Raw genomic sequence first — 15,921 nt, forward strand, 5'->3', positions numbered from 1 at the left:
TTATGTCTTGGTATCATCTAAAAAAATCAATCTCCTCTATCTTATTCCATAGATAAAGGTCACTAACTTCGGAGTCTCCCTTTTTTTAAATACCTACTGCTCCTAAATAACCGTCATTTTATGTGTCTAACCCCTTCCAAAATCTATATGTAAGATTAAGTATTACTATTTAATCTTACATATAGAAAGAAATCTTATTGTTTAGAACATCTTCGAGTATTTAATTTGAATACTACTTCAATTAGACATTGTTTGTACTTAATAATTCTAATTATTTTTCTATGATAAGAACTAAATCATTTTTTTCTAAAAAATATTCACCACTGGCTTTACTCGATTTCAACTTACCCGATATAATACCTTAATGTTATTCAAATATTTACTCGTCCGATGTTCTGTTTTGGTAAATAAATCTTCTGATTTAAGTCAATTAAAGGTAAAGTTTAATAATTTAACGTTGTCCGTTACAATGGTTCACAGTTCTCCAAACTATTTAGTTAACCGTTTAAAGAAAGAGTAAGCAGATTGACTATCACAATTTTCTAGTCACCAAGAATTTCTATCAGAAAGATTCTTTTTTCTACACGTAATAAATAATTTGATAGCACTCAAATGTCTAACAGTAAATAGTTGTGTGACAAATATTAATGTCACGATCAGCAGAGATAGATTTTAAAAATTTTGCAACAGAATCTGATTTTTATATATTATGAACCTACTCAATTTATTAATTATTAGTTCAAAAAATTTATTTTTCCAATACCAACTCTGAAAACTGACCATATCGATTGGTTTCTACAAGATTCCATTGTTTAACTCCCTCTCCTTGCGTAAACAACGGAATCCCCTCACCTAGCAGTACAGGTGCAATTTGAACGTACATTTTATCTACTAAGCCAGCATCTAAAAGAGGGCCTAAAATAGTATTTCCACCAACAATCCAAATATTTTTTTCAATAGATAAGCTTTTAACAAATGTAACTATATCACCTGAAACGACATGAAACATTTTGGACTCTATATCATCTCTATGAGAAAAAACAAAATTTTCAGTATGGTCATAAATGGAATCAAGTTCAGCTAAATGCTCTATTTCAGAAAATGTTTTGCGTCCCATAATAACAATATCGATATCTTTATAAAAATCATTGTAACTGGTTTCTGTTTCAGAACCAATGCTGTGTAACCATCCTAAACCATGATTTTTGTCAGCTAAGTAACCATCTAACGATATACAGCCGTAAAAAATAACGCTCATATTATCTCTCCCATGTTTCATCATCTTTATCACTTTAGTATATCATAATATGTCGTTCTTTGAATTCCTATCTACCCACTGAAAGTTAGTCAAAATAAAAAAGAAGAAGCCGATTTACGAGTTCTTCTTTTTTATAAGATTAGTCATTTTCAGCAAAAATACTCAATAAATTACCGTCAGGGTCTTCAATAATAGCATATCGTTGTCCCCAGAATGCATTCCATGGTGTTTTAAAAATAGTATATCCAGCTGATGACATTTTTGCAGCAATATCATCTACCTCATCAGGTGTGTCACATAAGAAAGCTAATTCAATTTTTTCTCCCTTATTGTCAGGTTCAAAACCATAAAGACTAGTAATCATCTCACGCGTATTTAAAGAAATTCTAACCCCTTGATTAGTCAGTTCCACATATGCCTGAGATTGATCACCAATCGGAGTAAATCCTAGTAATTCATAGAACTGAATGGCTTTTTCCATGTCTTTAACAATAATACCTACCATATCTAGTTTCATTTTCTTTCTCCTTCTCATTTTTGATTAATTAATGTGCTAAAGATTATGTTACAAATACTATTACTAATAATGACTATTTTTTTCTTCAGCTCGTACTCATCAAAATTATTTGTATTCCCGCAATAATTAGTCTTGTATCATTGAATAGCTAACGAAAATAGCCCTCCAAACGACACACAACACTACCATTCTTCTGTGTTAATCTTATTTCTATTCTTAATTATATCAAATGTCATTCGTAATAACGATAATCTATACCTATTAATCTTATAAATAGATTATTAAGCTATTCACTGTATTCTCTTTCTTAAGTCATCTATAATGAAACAGAAGCTAATTTGAGAGAAGGTTATTTTATGTATAAAAATTATGGTCCCTTAGCGGCACAAGTTTACGAACTAACAAAACCTGTTGGCAACATGTTAAACGGTGATATCGATTATTACTGTGAACGATTACAAGGAATTAAGGGGAAAATCTTAGAAGCAGGTGTTGGGACTGGAAGAATGCTTATTCCACTTTTACAAGAAGGCTATCAAATTGAAGGGATCGATCAATCACATGATATGTTAACAATCTGTCAAAATAATTTAGCTAAGTACCAATTGCAAACTGCTATTTATCAAGGTGATTTAGCTACTTTTGAACTTCTAACACGTTATGATGCGATTATTATGCCCACTGCTACCTTTTGTTTGATTGAAACGGAAGAATTAGCTAGTCAAGCATTGATTAACTGTTATCAACATTTATCCCCAGGAGGACGATTGATTATTGATTTAGACCTTCCATTCTATCCTGAAGCTGGTGAAACGGAGACATCAACCTATAGACTCTCATCGCATAAAGGTATCACGTTAGAACGTAAAGTCATTGAGATTGATTGGCTAGCACAACATGTATTAACCCATGTTAGATATGAGGAATGGCAAGATGGTGTTCTAATATCGACTGAGCTTCAACGACTGTTGTTGCGTTGGTATGGTCTAACTGAATTACGCTTAATTCTTGAAAAAGTCGGTTTCGAATCAATTACAATTAGTGCTGATTACGACTACCTTGTACCGCCAGTAGATAGTAACCAAACAATAACATTTGAGGCAACTAAAAAAGGGATCGATTAAATTCGGTCTTTTTTTAATGTTCGGTTATTTAAAATAAAATATTTTAAAAATAGCTTTATCGATTCTATTTATTGTGATAATATACCATTGTTGTTTGTTTTAAGTGTTCTAACACATTAAAAACGCCTAAAAACGAACTAAGTTAATCAAAAGGAGAGCTAAAATGGTTTATTTGACTCATTTAAAGAAATTTACGCAAGATTTATTTGATCATCCGGAATTAGGATTCAAAGAATTTAGAACATCTAAAAAAGTAATTGATGAGCTTAAGGTACTGAATCCAACATGCCAAATTGAAAGGTTCTCAGAAACAGGGATTAAAACATGTTTGAATCCTGGAAAAGAGTTAAACATAGCATTTATCGCTGAACTTGATTCTGTCTATGCACCTAGTCATTTTAATTCAGATAAAGAAACAGGTGCGGCTCAAAACTGTGGACATTATACGCAAGTAGCCATTGCAATGGCACTGTATCAAAAACTTATCATGAATGAGGACTACAAAAAGTGGGACTACACTCTTCATTTTATTTTTGTTCCAGCCGAGGAATATCTAGATTTAGATTATCGACAACAGTTAGTCGATGAAGGAAAAATTGTCCATTTTGGTGGAAAACCAGAAGCTATGCGGTTAGGTATTTTTGACAATATTGATGCAGCCTACTGTGTCCACTCGATTGGAGAAAAATTTTCTGAACCGACGATTGAATTAAATTGTAATCTTGCTGGCTTTCTCTATAAATACTATACATTTAAGGGTAAAGCAACACATGCGGGATTTGATCCTTTTAATGGTGTCAATGCTTATAGCATGTCTACTTTATTTAATACTGGTATTGGCTTAAGCCGGCAGCAATTTAATGACACCCAATCGATTCGTATTAATCCAATTATTATGAAAAGTGATATGTCAACTAATGTCATTCCTAATGAAGTGACAATTGGTACGGATCTAAGGTGTCAATCGATTGACTATATGACACATGTTGCAGAAAAATTAGATAAAATAGCTCAAGGAAGTGCATATGCGTTAGAGGGTCAAGTCGATATTACTACACAGATGGGTTACTTGCCATTTGTACAAAATGACTTACTGAATGATCTAGCAAGAACTGTCTATGAACAAACACCAGCTATTACTCGATTAATTGATGATCGCGGTAGTATTGCTGCGGCTGGTGATATTGGTGACTTAGCATTTATGATACCCTGTGCACAAATCAGTTATGGTGGTTTTGCTGGCACGATTCATGGAGATGATTTCCAATTAGTTGATGAGGATTTTGTTTTAGATACTTTCCCAAATTACTTACTCAATTTGTTTAATCATCTAAATGGAAACCTATCCAAAGAAATGTTGTATAAAAAAACTTATCATGAATATAAAGCGTTAATTGAGTCAATATAAAATTAGAGGAGAAAATAATGAAAAAAAATTGGTTGATTATGGTTGGTTATGTTTTAGTTATTATCGTTATTGCAGAATTAATTGGTATTCGCTTTTTCCAAGTAGGCAAAACAACGATTGGTATTTTGCCCCTAGTATTTGCTGTGGTGATAACCATGATTTTGGGCATCCCCGCTATCCGAAAAGGTTTATTGAAAAAAATCTATACAAAAGAAACGATTGAATTTGCTGGTAAAAATTTATTATTTATTATGTTACCTTTAATGGCACGTTATGGTGCAGATGTTGCACCTGAAATTCGTAATATTTTAAAAGTTGGTTGGGTCTTTCTTTTCCAAGAAATTGGTAATGTTGGAACAGTATTATTCGGACTACCAGTCGCTATTTTACTTGGGTTAAAACGAGAAGCGATTGGTGCTACGTTAGGTTTAGGACGTGAAGGTGAACTAGCGTATATTTCAGAAAAATATACGCTAAATTCACCAGAAGGTCGTGGCGTACTGACTCTCTATTTAATCGGAACAATTTTCGGTTCAATTTTCTTTAGTTTTTTTGCACCAATTTTATTATCATTTGGTTTTGATTATCGTGCATTAGCTATGAGTTCAGGTGTTGGTTCTGCGAGTATGATGACCGCTGCGTCTTCTTCACTAGTGGCTATAATGCCAGACAAAGAAACAACAATTTTATCTTACGCTGCAGCTAGTCAGTTGTTAACGAGTTTCTTAGGAACATATACAATGGTCTTTGTTGCTGTGCCATTACAAAGAAAAATGTATGCACTACTTACTAAAACACGTCAAAAGGAGGTCATCTAATGACAATTAAACAATATACTCAAAAAGGTGCTGTTTTGGGGTTAAGTGTATTATTAATTTTATTTACGCAATGGATAAAATTAATAAAAAATCCAGAATCAACACCAATTACAACGGATACTTTGGTCGGTCTAATTATTTTATGGAGTTTTGCTATGTTAGGTATTTTAGTATCAATGATTTTTAAAAAATACAACTTACCTATCTTAGCTGATTTTCCCATATTAGGTTGGGTATCCATTGTGTCACTAGTTTTTTGTCTAGCCTCTGATTTTTTTGTTGTCAGAATTGGGGCCGTTGACTTTCTCTCTATTACAACCCCTATCTTAGCATTCGCTGGTATTTCAGTGGCTAATAGTCTAGCCGATTTATCAAAAGCATCTTGGAAAATTGGTATTGTTGCCATTTTTGTTTTTATTGGAACTTATCTTGGAAGTTCAATTATTGCGCAAATCGGTTTGATGTTATCTGGCAAGCTATAAAAGTAGACAAGACAACTCTATAAATGTTGTCTTGTCTACTTTTATTTGTTCTAAGTCAGTTGTTCCAATTTTTGAATAGTTTGTTTGACTAATCGAATTGGTGGGCAATATCTATCACGACTTATCGGTTTAGAAGCTATTAAATCTAATCGACCAATACCAGATAGTTGACTAAGTTCATCTACTGATAGTCCTAATTGATCAGATAATCGCCACATTTTTGCTAAGTTTTTCATTTGATTCTCTCTATAGATAACCACACTTACTAATAAAATGAGGTAAGAAAATAAGGAGCCTATACTATTTGTCATCCAGTAAATGCCCAGTAAACCAATGAAAAATATAATCATTAACAAAATACGCTCTTTTTTACTTTTCATCAATTGTTTGAATACCATCGTACATCACCTCTTTTTTATAATTATAACAAATAAAAAAGTTATTTTAAATAAATTATCATTAGTTCGTTCTAAGATTTACAGAATTGCGGTTCTATACTATAATACAAGAAGAACTGACGTTCCCGTTATCTTTTATGAAAGGATGTTACTATGCGAAATGATAAAATTTTAGAAAGATTACAAGTGGAACTAACGACACTCCCATGGTTTGTCCACGAATATTGGAATGGCAACACTTTTTTTGACAAATATTATAAGGTGTCAAAACATTGGTACTGTTATCCGATTACCCTTGACCATGAGCCTCTCAAACTGTGACTCTTTCGCGGTGTGTTGACTTATAAAAATCAACCCGCTATCTCACACGTATCACAGTTTGACTCATCCTCAAGGGAAGCTATCGCTAATCTCTGAGCTCTGATACTAAGCGGAGTGACATAATTCAATGCTCCGTGTATTCTGAAATGATTCCACCAATGAACATAGTCATAAAGAGCCACAGATAATTCTTTTAGTGTCTCAAACTGATTGGGATAAACGAACTCTGCTTTAAAGGATTTATAAGTTGACTCGGCGACGGCATTATCCCAGGGATTTCCTTTTCTACTCAACGATCGCTTGATATTAAATGTATTTAGTATGGTATCAATCACTTGGTTATCAAATTCTTTTCCTCTATCAGTATGAAACAACTGAATGTTTGTTAAGGCGTACGGAATCGTATAAAATGCCTGTTTAACTAATTCGGCATCTTTTGATGCCCCACAACTAAATCCAATGATTTCTCGATTAAATAAATCAAGAATTAAACAGACATAGTGCCAACGATTGCCAACCTTGACATAAGTTAAATCGGTGACAACTTTTTCTAATGGCATAACGGAGTTAAAATGACGTTTTAATTGATTGGTTATTTTAGACTCATTCACATTAGAAGATACCACCTTAAAATAAGCTTTCGTATACACAGAAACGAGGTTTCTGTGTCGCATAATCCTTCTAATTTTTCTTCTACTGAGAATGATGCCTTCTAAACTAAGTGCTTTTTTTATTTTACGAGCGCCATAAGCTTTTTTATTTTGGCGAAAAATCATTTCCACAATTTCTTCTAGTTCACTTTCTAGTAATGGCTTCTTTTCCTGATAATAGTAAGTTTGTCTTGATATTTTAAGGACTCGGCACATCGCTGATATAGAATATTTATGTTTGTTGGCTTTAATTACTTGCCTTTTCGTCCGAATATCAGCGCCGCTTGCTTTAAAATATCATTTTCCATTTCAAGCATTTTAAGTTCTTTTCTGAGTTTGATTAATTCCTTTTGTTCAGGTGTTAAATTATCTTTTTCTTTGAATGAACCTGTGGTTGTTCCTTGTTTTACCCACCTATCAAAAGTTGAAGGAGTTAACTCATAGTCACGAATAATATCTATTCTAGGTTTTCCTGATTGGTAAAGATCTACCATTTGTTGTTTAAATTCTTTGGTAAAAGTTCTTCTTGGTTTACGTTCTAACATGACATTTCCTCCAGTGTGTTTTCTTATTCTCATCACACCTTATTTTTTCTGTCTAGTCAAGTGTAGCCTATCCATATATTCAATCAAAGAGTGTTGTCCCCTACTCAACGGTGACACTCTATGAGTATGCTAAAGAATTCCGTCGCTTTTTTGATTGGCTTTACGAAGAAGGTTTTATCTCATCAAACAATGTGAGTATTGATGATTTAAATAGTTTAACAAAGGAAGATGTTGAATTATATAAAGGTTTTTTAATGCACTCACCTAAAACTGGTTCTGTTCAAGATGGCCGTAATCGTTCTTTTGTAACGATTCAACGCTCCATTACCGCTCTAAGGTCCCTATTTAATTATCTATCAACAAAAACCGAAACGGATAATCACACAACCTATTTAGCGCAAAACGTGATGCAAAAAATTGAAAGTGTAAAGACGGGTAAAACGCTTAAAGAACGATCCCGTTCACTAGAAAAAAAGTTATTACTCGATGATGAGGCAATGAACTATCTTTTATTTATTGAAAATGAGTATGAGAATAAATTGACTAGTCATCAAGCTAAAGCTGCGTTCCAACGAAATAAAGTCCGTGATTTAGCGATTAATGCGTTATTCCTAGGAACTGGCATGCGCTTATCGGAGCTAGTGAACATGCAAGTCTCTGATTTAGATATTCCCAATATGGAAGCAACAATCATTCGAAAAGGCGGATTTAAAGACATCACGCTTATCTCATCTCTTTTTATGGATTATATCATTCAATACGTTAATACACGTGAGTCACTTTATAAACCAGATAAAACAGAGAAAGCACTATTTTTAACGACTTATAAAAATCATGCCCAACGTATTAGCACATCCACAGTTGAAAAGATGGTCGCAAAGTACTCGGAGCATTTTAATGTCCGGATTACACCACATAAATTAAGACACACAGTTGGGACTCAACTTTACAAGAAAACCAATAGCCTCTTAACAGTTTCCCATCAACTTGGCCAACGTGGGACAAGTGCAACAGCAATTTACACTCATATAGTTGATGAAGCACAGCGTAGTGCCATGAACGATTTATGGATTGATGAAAAAGAGTAAGATTCTCAATTGAGAATATTACTCTTTTTTATTTCACATGACAGATAAGACAATTTTATCTAGTCAACGTGTGCTAAGATTATCTGTTGGTCTTTTTTCGTCAATTTTTTAAAGACTAAATCATAGGACTCTTTAATTAATTGCTGTAATAACTGGTTGGTTACTTCATCATCGCTCAATAAGATAGAATTCCAATGTTTTTTATTCGTGTAGTAGCCAGGTGTAATAACTTCTGGAAACATCTCACGCAGCAACACGTTTTTGTCTGGATCATTTTTCAGTGTAATAAAACTTGCTGGAGTTGACTCAGGCGTCATTAAGCCAAATTGTTTTTGATTAACACTAAAATAAACTGTTCCCCAGTCTGGGCGGTAAGTCACTGTTGCTCCTGGTAGAGTTTGACCATATTCTTTACAAAATACTAACTTACTTTCAATTGCTTTTATCATCAATTTCACCTCATTATTTTCATTAATATAGTTATAAAATAGTTTTTTAGTTTTTTAAAATACATAAAGGTGTATAATAACTATTAAAAGGAGCTGATTAGATGAAACTTAAATACTTTATTCAATTATTCTTATGTTTTACTATAGCTATTATTATTCCATTTAGTATCATTCATTTATTTAACATAACTGATATTGCTTTGCAACTCGTACTTTACTTAACTTTAGGTTATTTATTACTAGTCCTACCATTAACAATTATAAAGTTAAATCAAAATAAAGAAATTTAATCTCTGGACACATGGAGAGTCTTTTTCAATAAAATCCGGTCTTTTAAAATTAATTTATTTTCTATAATCTTATCAGGATAATTATCAACAAAAAAATTGGTATCAATACGGTCAAAGCGGAAGCCACATTTTTGATAGAGATAAAGTTGCTTCAAGCTAGTCGTTCCTGTAGCAATATATAGTTCCGAAACATCATAGTCAATTGCAAATTTTTCTAATGTTTCTATCAATCGTGTCGCAATCCCTTGGTTTTCAAACCTTGGACTCACAGATAGGTTCATAATTTCTAATCCATTATTCTGTTTTAGGAGACCAACAATTAGCCCAACACATATTTCCTTATCTAAGCACTCATAGATTAGACTATCAGATAAATAATTCTTGATTTTCATTTCTGAAGGGTCTGCTTCTAATAATAATTGCCAATGTGTATTTGTTAATTGAGTGACCGGTCTAATTTTCATGTATTGGTGTCTCCTTTTCTTGCAGATATAGTTTTTTCCATTTACAGATTTTAGGACGGAAATTAGTAAATGGCGCTACTGTATTAATATGAATCCATTTTGCCACCGACCACATTGCCGTTGTTGATGCCCAGTCTCGTTGCTTTGGAATAAATAACTCCATCTCTGATAACAACTCAATCCAACGGCGTTAAAACAACCTCACCACGGCTTTTAAGGGCTTCCCAATCAAGCAACAAGCTTGTCCAACCTAATTGATAGGCTAAATGCTCATAAGGTGTTTTTAATTCAGTTCCTAAACATTTATTTTTATCGATGTCAGGAATCACTTCAAACTCGTTTATGTATTTCTGAAACGAGATGGTAATTGCTGATATCAACTCTTCTTTTGTTTCGTACGTTCTCATATAGTGTATGCCACCCTTTTTAACTATTATATCAAAATAGTAGGAACAAGAACAAGTGTTTGTTATAATCGTCATGAAGACTATTAATGACCACTTATATTAGGTCCGAAAGCCCTGGAGGAAAACTCATGAAAATGACGGAAGAAAAATTTTTACGAATGAAATTAGATGAACGCTTATTAAATTTTACTCCAACTATGCGCTTATTTATTGAAGATGTTTTACAACATCGGTCAACTGCCACAGCTTATGAGTATACAAAAGATTTATCTTTGCTACTTGAATTTACAAAAATGACAGATAAAACAACAGTAGTATCTGATGATCGAATGTGCCATTTATCTTTTGTCCATTATACCGATTTTTTTCAATATATTAAGTCCTATCGTTTAAGTTTCGTTTCCCCAACTGGCAATCAACTCAATCAAACATTTACTAATTCCACGACTGGAGTCAATCGTAAAATCGCAACGATGCTACGTTGGACTAAATTTATTGAGGAAAACAATTACTCTAGCTTCGTTGTCTATCCAGACTTAGCTTTGTATGACGATACTCGTCCTGCTAAGACCTACCTAATGCCAGAAACGATTCAAACTTTACTACAGGGAGTTAGCCAAGCGCGGGCGGTAACCAATTGGCAAGCGCAGCAATACGCTGAAAAGACGAAGCAGAGAGATTTGGCACTTATTGTTTTAATGTTATATTCAGGATTAAAGGTAGAAGAGTGTCTTAACTTAACCTTAGAAGATATTGATTTAACACGACACCAAGTATTTGTCGAACGAAACCCCACTCGTGAGCAACAAATTATTCTACCATTAGAAAGCCAAGAATATCTTAGAGACTATTTAAAATTACGTACTCATATAGAATTGGGTGACTCGAATCTATTGTTCGAATCACTACATCAAGGGAAAATGCATCAAAAAACAGTGAGATTAATGTTAAAAAAATATTCAGAACGGTTTAATTTAACGACAATCATTACACCACAATTATTACGTAATACATGTGAGCATCAACTTTATCTATTATTTGATAAAAGTAATAATAAAGTTAATTGGGCCGTGGGACGACGTTATAACGAGTTTAAAAATCAAATGGAGCTGCAAAACAGGTGGTTAAACCTAACTTATACAACTGATTAGAATCGAGGTATTAAGAATATGAATGATATTTTTACAACTATATTCAAAGAAATTAAACAAGATCCAATGAATCACTCATTTACGAGTAAAGGGATTGATCCACTTTATTTTGCTGGACCTGAAGCAACAGTTTTAATTATTGGACAAGCACCTGGAAAAAAAGCAGAACAGTCGAGACTCTATTGGAATGATGCCAGCGGGGATCGCCTACGTAATTGGATTGGCATGTCCCGTAAAGAATTTTACACATCTAACAAGTTAGCTATCCTACCAATGGATTTCTACTTTCCTGGCAAAGGAAAGTCAGGCGATTTACCACCGCGTAAAGAATTTGCAAAAAAGTGGCACCCTCGTTTAATTGAAGCTATGCCAAAACTCCAACTAATTATTTTAGTTGGTTCTTATGCTACACACCATTATCTACAGTTAAAAACATCGATTCGTTTAACGGATATTGTGTCAAATTATGATAGGTATTATCCACCTTATTTTCCATTAATCCATCCTTCACCACGCAATCAAATTTGGATGAAAAAAAATCCGTGGTTTGAGAACACTGTTTTGCCTAGTTTAAAAACAGTTGTACAAAAATTAATATAATAATATTATGTAAACTAATCCATCATAACAAAAAACCGTAGACTTCCATGGTTAGTCTACGGTTTTTTTAACATTTCTAAAAATGTTTTATGCTTCTTTAGTCATAACGTCTTTTCCATCGTAATGACCGCATGATGGACATACGTGATGGCTTTTTCTCATTTCACCACAGTTACTACAAGCTGTTAAACCTGGTACTGATAATTTGTAATGAGTACGACGTCTAGCTTTTTTAGCTTTTGACGTTTTTCTAGCTGGTACTGCCATTGATATACACCTCCTTAAACGATAAGACGTGCAATTAGATTACACATATATTCCAATCTTACTCCGTATCTTCTTTAAATAATTCCGATAACTTCGCAAGACGAGGATCAATTGTTGGTTCTGAATCAGTTATAGTTGGTTCAATATAATCTGACTCAGATACGACATGCCAAAAATCTCCTTTAGGCAATTCTGTCGCATGTTGTTCTTCTTCGGTTAGCACCTGTAAAGGTAAGTTTAGAAGAATAAAATCTTCGATTGCTTCTTTTAAGTCAATTAAATCTTTTTCTAAAGGCATAATTAGACTTTTCTCTTCCTCTGATACATCAGAAAGATTGGCTAACTGCTGCTCTGTCATGTAAACTTCGTCAATCACTAAATTTAAAGGCACATCAACTGGTTCTAAGGAACGTGTTGATGGTAAAGTTACAACGGTATCCATTGTAAAATGTGCCACATAACTTGTTGGATCGACATCAATAAATCCGTCAACTTTGACAGGGGTTATCTTTAATATAGATGGTTCACGATTTAGTAAAGAGTCCGAAACGTCTACCTCTTCATTAAAGGTGACTTGCGTTCCTCTAAACTTATTTAACTCCGCTAAAGACCACTTCATCATTTTCACTCCTTAAGCAACAAAAGTAATTATACTAGTCTCGTTTCCCTTTGTCAATGAGTTTCTTACGAGAAATCTGAGATTCAGGTGTTATCTTTTGTTTCATTCTTTTTTTAATAATTTCGTCGGTTTTGACCAATCATATTTACTTCTTTTGTGAGGTAACGTATTCTTTCCATAATTCTTTTGGCTTTCATTGGTTCGTCTTCTCCACGTTGTGTGACACGTAAATGTTCATGTTCTAATTGTTGCCTATCAAAATTAGAAGAAAAAAATGTTGGTAATTGTTCTTGCATGCGATATTGTAAAATGACACCAAGAATATCATCTCGAACCCAACTACTCATAGCATCTGCCCCAATGTCATCAATCATTAGAATTGGGGATTTTTTAATAGTATCTAATTTATCAAATACATTATCTGTCTTAATTGAATTTTTCATTTCAACCGCAAAAGTTGGAAAATGGATTAATGTGGTACGATATCCTTTTTCTGCTAATGTATTAGCAATTGCCCCTAACAAATACGTTTTACCAACGCCAAAGGCCCCTTGTAAATAAAGCCCTTGATGAAAAGCTTTAGGATTATCTTCGTAATCATTAATAAATTTTAAGGCCAGTTGCAATGCTTCTTTACGTTCAGTCGTCATCTCAAAGCCACTAAGAGTTGCTTCTTGAATATCTTTTGGCATGTCCACAGCTTTCACGCGATTTTTAATCTCTTGTTGACGTTTTTGCTCTAGTAAATCTTTTGTTGGAACATACGTTACATCGATATAGTGAAAATTTAAAAATAACTGTGGTTCATAGCCAGGAGCAAACATGGTCGGATCATTTAACTGGAACTTGCGTTTTTCTTGAATAAACTCAAACAATTTGGATAAACTTTTTTCAACATCATCTTCAGTCAAAACATCTCGATGTTTGTCAATAAATGCTTTAACGTCAGCATCCTCAAAGGTAATTTGTCTTAATTTTTGGAATTTTTCCATTCTTGATTTGTTGGTCATTTTTTGTCCAAGTTCTTTCCCTATATTATTCACTATGAATCACCTGCTTTCTTTTCTTGAATTCGTTTAATTTGTTCATCAAAAAATGCCAATTCTTCTTTAGACATTGGAGTATCCTGTTTTTTCACATCAGAATTTGCCCAATCTGGAAGCGTCTCTTTACGCACAGATTGGTTTTTACGATACGTTTTAGGCTTAGGCTGATTAGCTTTTTTCTCTTGATAATTTTTCACCTTAGTCAACGCCAATTCTGGTGAGAAAGTTTCAGATTGAGCCCAGTCATTAGCAATTGAATTCGCAATATTTTGATTTAAAGATGGTTTATCTTGAACAACTAACATATAGTGAATTAACATATTTATCACACTATTCGGCAAACTAGACTGTTTCGTTAAATTTTCTATTAGCCAGCGCTCATTCGACGAAACAAAGCCACCACGTTGTTCTTTAAGTGCTTGTAGAAAAACCATTGGTGGTAATTGGTCACACATTTTTATGACTTCAATTTCCGGTTCACTATACCCTTCCCTAAGTAATGTATTATAACGTAAAGTCGCTTTATCTGCTTCTGTCTTTAGTTGTAAGTCTGACAAAGAAAGATTGGATGGTGTTTCAGTAGCAGAGACTTGTTGTTTTTTGCGTTTATGATACTCTGTATAAACGGCTTGTTTTAATTTTTTTATATCTACTAGATTGGTTACATAATCTGCAGCTTTCATAATAAAAGTTTGCATTTCTAGTTCATTGATACCATAAAGTTGATGAAATGATTCAATCACACGTTTTAATTCACTTGAAAATTGTTTTTTTTCTAGTCCAAGGTTAGCAATGGTTGCCATAAAAAATTCCCAGTCAAATTGACTATCTAGTTTAATTTCTTCTTTTGATGATGGCATGTTTTTGAAAATTGCTTTAACGTTAGCTAGTTCCTGTTCATGGTTGACCATTGATTGGGCAGCAGATGGGAATACTTTAACAAAATTAGCAGTCACATCAACATAATGCGTCAAGTCATCTACAATGCTTTCATAGTGGGCCGTCAACTTATTAAATTCAGTTTGTCCAATTCTATCTAATAACATCATACTTAGTAAATCATCATTTAGAAACTTATCTGGTGTAATAGGTACTTGGACAATATATAAAAACTGATGGTTTGTCTCACTAGTACGCGTATATGCTTTCAAAAGGCCAACTGCTTCTAGTTTTAGCCGAGCTTGGTAAAATGTTGGCAAGCTGATATCTAACTTGTCTAACAAGCTACTGTGCGTTTTCAAGCTATCCGTAGACGATTCGGCTTCAGTTAGAAATAAAGTTATCAAAGAAAAAGCCGTTGCTCCAATAATTGGTAAATATAAAGTGGAAAGTGTGCGGTAGTCTTGACCATTATATAAAGAGATGGCTTTAACTCTGTAATTATCTTTGGGTTTTAATTTATCCCAGGCTTCATGCAAATCATTTCTCTCACTTTCTTACTTTTCTTTATCAATAATTTCTTGTAATTCTTTTAAAAAGACACTCATATCTTTAAATTGACGGTAAACACTAGCAAAACGGATGTAAGAAATCTCATCTAAATTGACTAATTCTTCCATAACGTATTCACCAATTAAAGTCGTTGATACCTCATTTTCTCCTTGGTTACGCACTCTATTTTCAACATGATCAACGACTTGTTCCATTTGTTCCATAGATACAGGTCGTTTTTCAGCTGAACGAATTAAGCCGCGTAATACTTTATCTCGACTAAATTCTTCTCGTGCCCCATTCTTTTTAATCACCAATAAAGGTGTTACTTCAATTCGCTCAAATGTAGTAAAACGAAATCCACACTCTTCACATTCACGTCTTCGTCGAATAGAACGACCTTCATCTGCAGGTCGACTGTCGACAACGCGTGAGCCATTATAGTGGCATTTAGGACATTGCATATTAGTCACCTCTTCATCATTATACTTCTTAATTACTGGTTACATTATAACATGTCGCTTTTCATTGGTATACTATGGAAATAAAATATAAAAAGTCTTAAAGAATAACTAAATTTCACTAATT

19 protein-coding genes and 2 pseudogenes are annotated in these 15,921 nt (G+C 33.5%); 8 read left to right on the top strand and 13 right to left on the bottom strand.

Annotation, left to right across the window (positions count from 1 at the left end):
• Window positions 1–363: 363 nt before the first annotated feature.
• The 3 genes and pseudogenes from BW732_RS11745 to BW732_RS00595 form a co-directional block, all read right to left on the bottom strand.
• Window positions 364–534: pseudogene (locus BW732_RS11745) on the bottom strand (IS6 family transposase); the annotation flags it as partial.
• 214 nt (window positions 535–748) lie between these two features.
• The gene (locus BW732_RS00590; protein WP_077274965.1) at window positions 749–1,258 is read right to left on the bottom strand and encodes a dihydrofolate reductase family protein; all 510 of its coding nucleotides are present in this window, start codon (window positions 1,256–1,258) and stop codon (window positions 749–751) included.
• A 139-nt stretch (window positions 1,259–1,397) separates the two neighbouring features.
• The gene (locus tag BW732_RS00595; protein WP_077274966.1) at window positions 1,398–1,775 is read right to left on the bottom strand and encodes a VOC family protein; all 378 of its coding nucleotides are present in this window, start codon (window positions 1,773–1,775) and stop codon (window positions 1,398–1,400) included.
• Window positions 1,776–2,131: 356 nt separating this feature from the next.
• On the opposite strand from BW732_RS00595, the gene BW732_RS00600 reads away from it, so the two are divergent.
• The 4 genes from BW732_RS00600 to BW732_RS00615 all read left to right on the top strand — a co-directional run bounded on the left by BW732_RS00600 (window position 2,132) and on the right by BW732_RS00615 (window position 5,607).
• Window positions 2,132–2,899: a class I SAM-dependent methyltransferase gene (locus BW732_RS00600; RefSeq protein WP_077274967.1), complete on the top strand. Its 768-nt coding sequence runs from the start codon at window positions 2,132–2,134 to the stop codon at window positions 2,897–2,899.
• A gap of 163 nt (window positions 2,900–3,062) precedes the next feature.
• Complete coding sequence (locus BW732_RS00605) at window positions 3,063–4,307, top strand: M20/M25/M40 family metallo-hydrolase (RefSeq protein ID WP_077274968.1); 1,245 nt, start codon at window positions 3,063–3,065, stop codon at window positions 4,305–4,307.
• 17 nt (window positions 4,308–4,324) lie between these two features.
• On the top strand, window positions 4,325–5,125 hold the full coding sequence (locus BW732_RS00610; protein ID WP_077274969.1) for a DUF3100 domain-containing protein: 801 nt from the start codon (window positions 4,325–4,327) through the stop codon (window positions 5,123–5,125).
• The gene (locus BW732_RS00615; protein WP_077274970.1) at window positions 5,125–5,607 is read left to right on the top strand and encodes a hypothetical protein; all 483 of its coding nucleotides are present in this window, start codon (window positions 5,125–5,127) and stop codon (window positions 5,605–5,607) included. The genes BW732_RS00610 and BW732_RS00615 overlap by 1 nt, the downstream gene beginning before the upstream one ends.
• Before the next feature lie 50 nt (window positions 5,608–5,657).
• Here the strand turns inward: BW732_RS00615 and BW732_RS11300 are convergent, their stop codons facing one another.
• Both BW732_RS11300 and BW732_RS00625 read right to left on the bottom strand, forming a co-directional pair.
• A complete protein-coding gene (locus BW732_RS11300; RefSeq protein WP_126844567.1) occupies window positions 5,658–5,843 on the bottom strand; it encodes a hypothetical protein in 186 nt (61 codons plus the stop codon).
• Window positions 5,844–6,355: 512 nt separating this feature from the next.
• A protein-coding gene (locus BW732_RS00625) for an IS3 family transposase (RefSeq protein ID WP_152023764.1) occupies window positions 6,356–7,521 on the bottom strand; the annotation gives its coding sequence in 2 pieces (ribosomal slippage) (window positions 6,356–7,242 and window positions 7,242–7,521; 1,167 coding nt in all).
• A gap of 110 nt (window positions 7,522–7,631) precedes the next feature.
• On the opposite strand from BW732_RS00625, the gene xerS reads away from it, so the two are divergent.
• Window positions 7,632–8,609, top strand: a complete 978-nt coding sequence (gene xerS, locus BW732_RS00630) for a tyrosine recombinase XerS (protein WP_126844299.1) — start codon at window positions 7,632–7,634, stop codon at window positions 8,607–8,609.
• A 59-nt stretch (window positions 8,610–8,668) separates the two neighbouring features.
• On the opposite strand, the gene BW732_RS00635 is transcribed toward xerS, so the two are convergent.
• Window positions 8,669–9,058 (bottom strand): MmcQ/YjbR family DNA-binding protein, encoded by a 390-nt coding sequence (locus BW732_RS00635; RefSeq protein WP_077274973.1) that lies wholly within the window; start codon window positions 9,056–9,058, stop codon window positions 8,669–8,671.
• 101 nt (window positions 9,059–9,159) lie between these two features.
• Here BW732_RS00635 and BW732_RS00640 point away from each other — a divergent pair, with 101 nt between their 5' ends.
• Complete coding sequence (locus BW732_RS00640; protein WP_077274974.1) at window positions 9,160–9,348, top strand: hypothetical protein; 189 nt, start codon at window positions 9,160–9,162, stop codon at window positions 9,346–9,348.
• On the opposite strand, the gene BW732_RS00645 is transcribed toward BW732_RS00640, so the two are convergent.
• The gene (locus BW732_RS00645; RefSeq protein WP_077274975.1) at window positions 9,345–9,812 is read right to left on the bottom strand and encodes a GNAT family N-acetyltransferase; all 468 of its coding nucleotides are present in this window, start codon (window positions 9,810–9,812) and stop codon (window positions 9,345–9,347) included. The genes BW732_RS00640 and BW732_RS00645 overlap by 4 nt on opposite strands.
• Window positions 9,802–10,219: pseudogene (locus BW732_RS00650) on the bottom strand (ClbS/DfsB family four-helix bundle protein). Before BW732_RS00650 ends, BW732_RS00645 begins: the two are co-directional and overlap by 11 nt.
• Window positions 10,220–10,347: 128 nt before the next feature.
• Between BW732_RS00650 and BW732_RS00655 the strand changes: the two are divergent.
• Together BW732_RS00655 and BW732_RS00660 are read left to right on the top strand one after the other, a co-directional pair.
• Complete coding sequence (locus BW732_RS00655; protein ID WP_161485489.1) at window positions 10,348–11,370, top strand: tyrosine-type recombinase/integrase; 1,023 nt, start codon at window positions 10,348–10,350, stop codon at window positions 11,368–11,370.
• An 18-nt stretch (window positions 11,371–11,388) separates the two neighbouring features.
• On the top strand, window positions 11,389–11,970 hold the full coding sequence (locus BW732_RS00660) for a uracil-DNA glycosylase family protein (RefSeq protein WP_077274977.1): 582 nt from the start codon (window positions 11,389–11,391) through the stop codon (window positions 11,968–11,970).
• An 87-nt stretch (window positions 11,971–12,057) separates the two neighbouring features.
• On the opposite strand, the gene rpmF is transcribed toward BW732_RS00660, so the two are convergent.
• The 5 genes from rpmF to nrdR all read right to left on the bottom strand — a co-directional run bounded on the left by rpmF (window position 12,058) and on the right by nrdR (window position 15,797).
• Window positions 12,058–12,237 carry a 50S ribosomal protein L32 gene (rpmF, locus tag BW732_RS00665; RefSeq protein ID WP_077274978.1) on the bottom strand — a complete coding sequence of 60 codons (180 nt, stop codon included), beginning with the start codon at window positions 12,235–12,237 and terminating at the stop codon, window positions 12,058–12,060.
• Window positions 12,238–12,295: 58 nt separating this feature from the next.
• Entirely contained in the window at window positions 12,296–12,859 is a 564-nt protein-coding gene (locus BW732_RS00670; RefSeq protein WP_228414950.1) for a YceD family protein, read from the bottom strand.
• A gap of 110 nt (window positions 12,860–12,969) precedes the next feature.
• Window positions 12,970–13,899, bottom strand: a complete 930-nt coding sequence (dnaI, locus tag BW732_RS00675; RefSeq protein ID WP_077274980.1) for a primosomal protein DnaI — start codon at window positions 13,897–13,899, stop codon at window positions 12,970–12,972.
• Entirely contained in the window at window positions 13,899–15,320 is a 1,422-nt protein-coding gene (locus BW732_RS00680; RefSeq protein ID WP_077274981.1) for a replication initiation and membrane attachment family protein, read from the bottom strand. Before BW732_RS00680 ends, dnaI begins: the two co-directional genes overlap by 1 nt.
• 18 nt (window positions 15,321–15,338) lie before the next feature.
• Window positions 15,339–15,797, bottom strand: coding sequence for a transcriptional regulator NrdR (gene nrdR / locus BW732_RS00685; protein WP_077274982.1), 459 nt, complete (start codon window positions 15,795–15,797; stop codon window positions 15,339–15,341).
• Window positions 15,798–15,921: the final 124 nt, after the last annotated feature.

The organism is Vagococcus penaei, from assembly GCF_001998885.1.
GTDB classification, from domain to species: domain Bacteria; phylum Bacillota; class Bacilli; order Lactobacillales; family Vagococcaceae; genus Vagococcus; species Vagococcus penaei.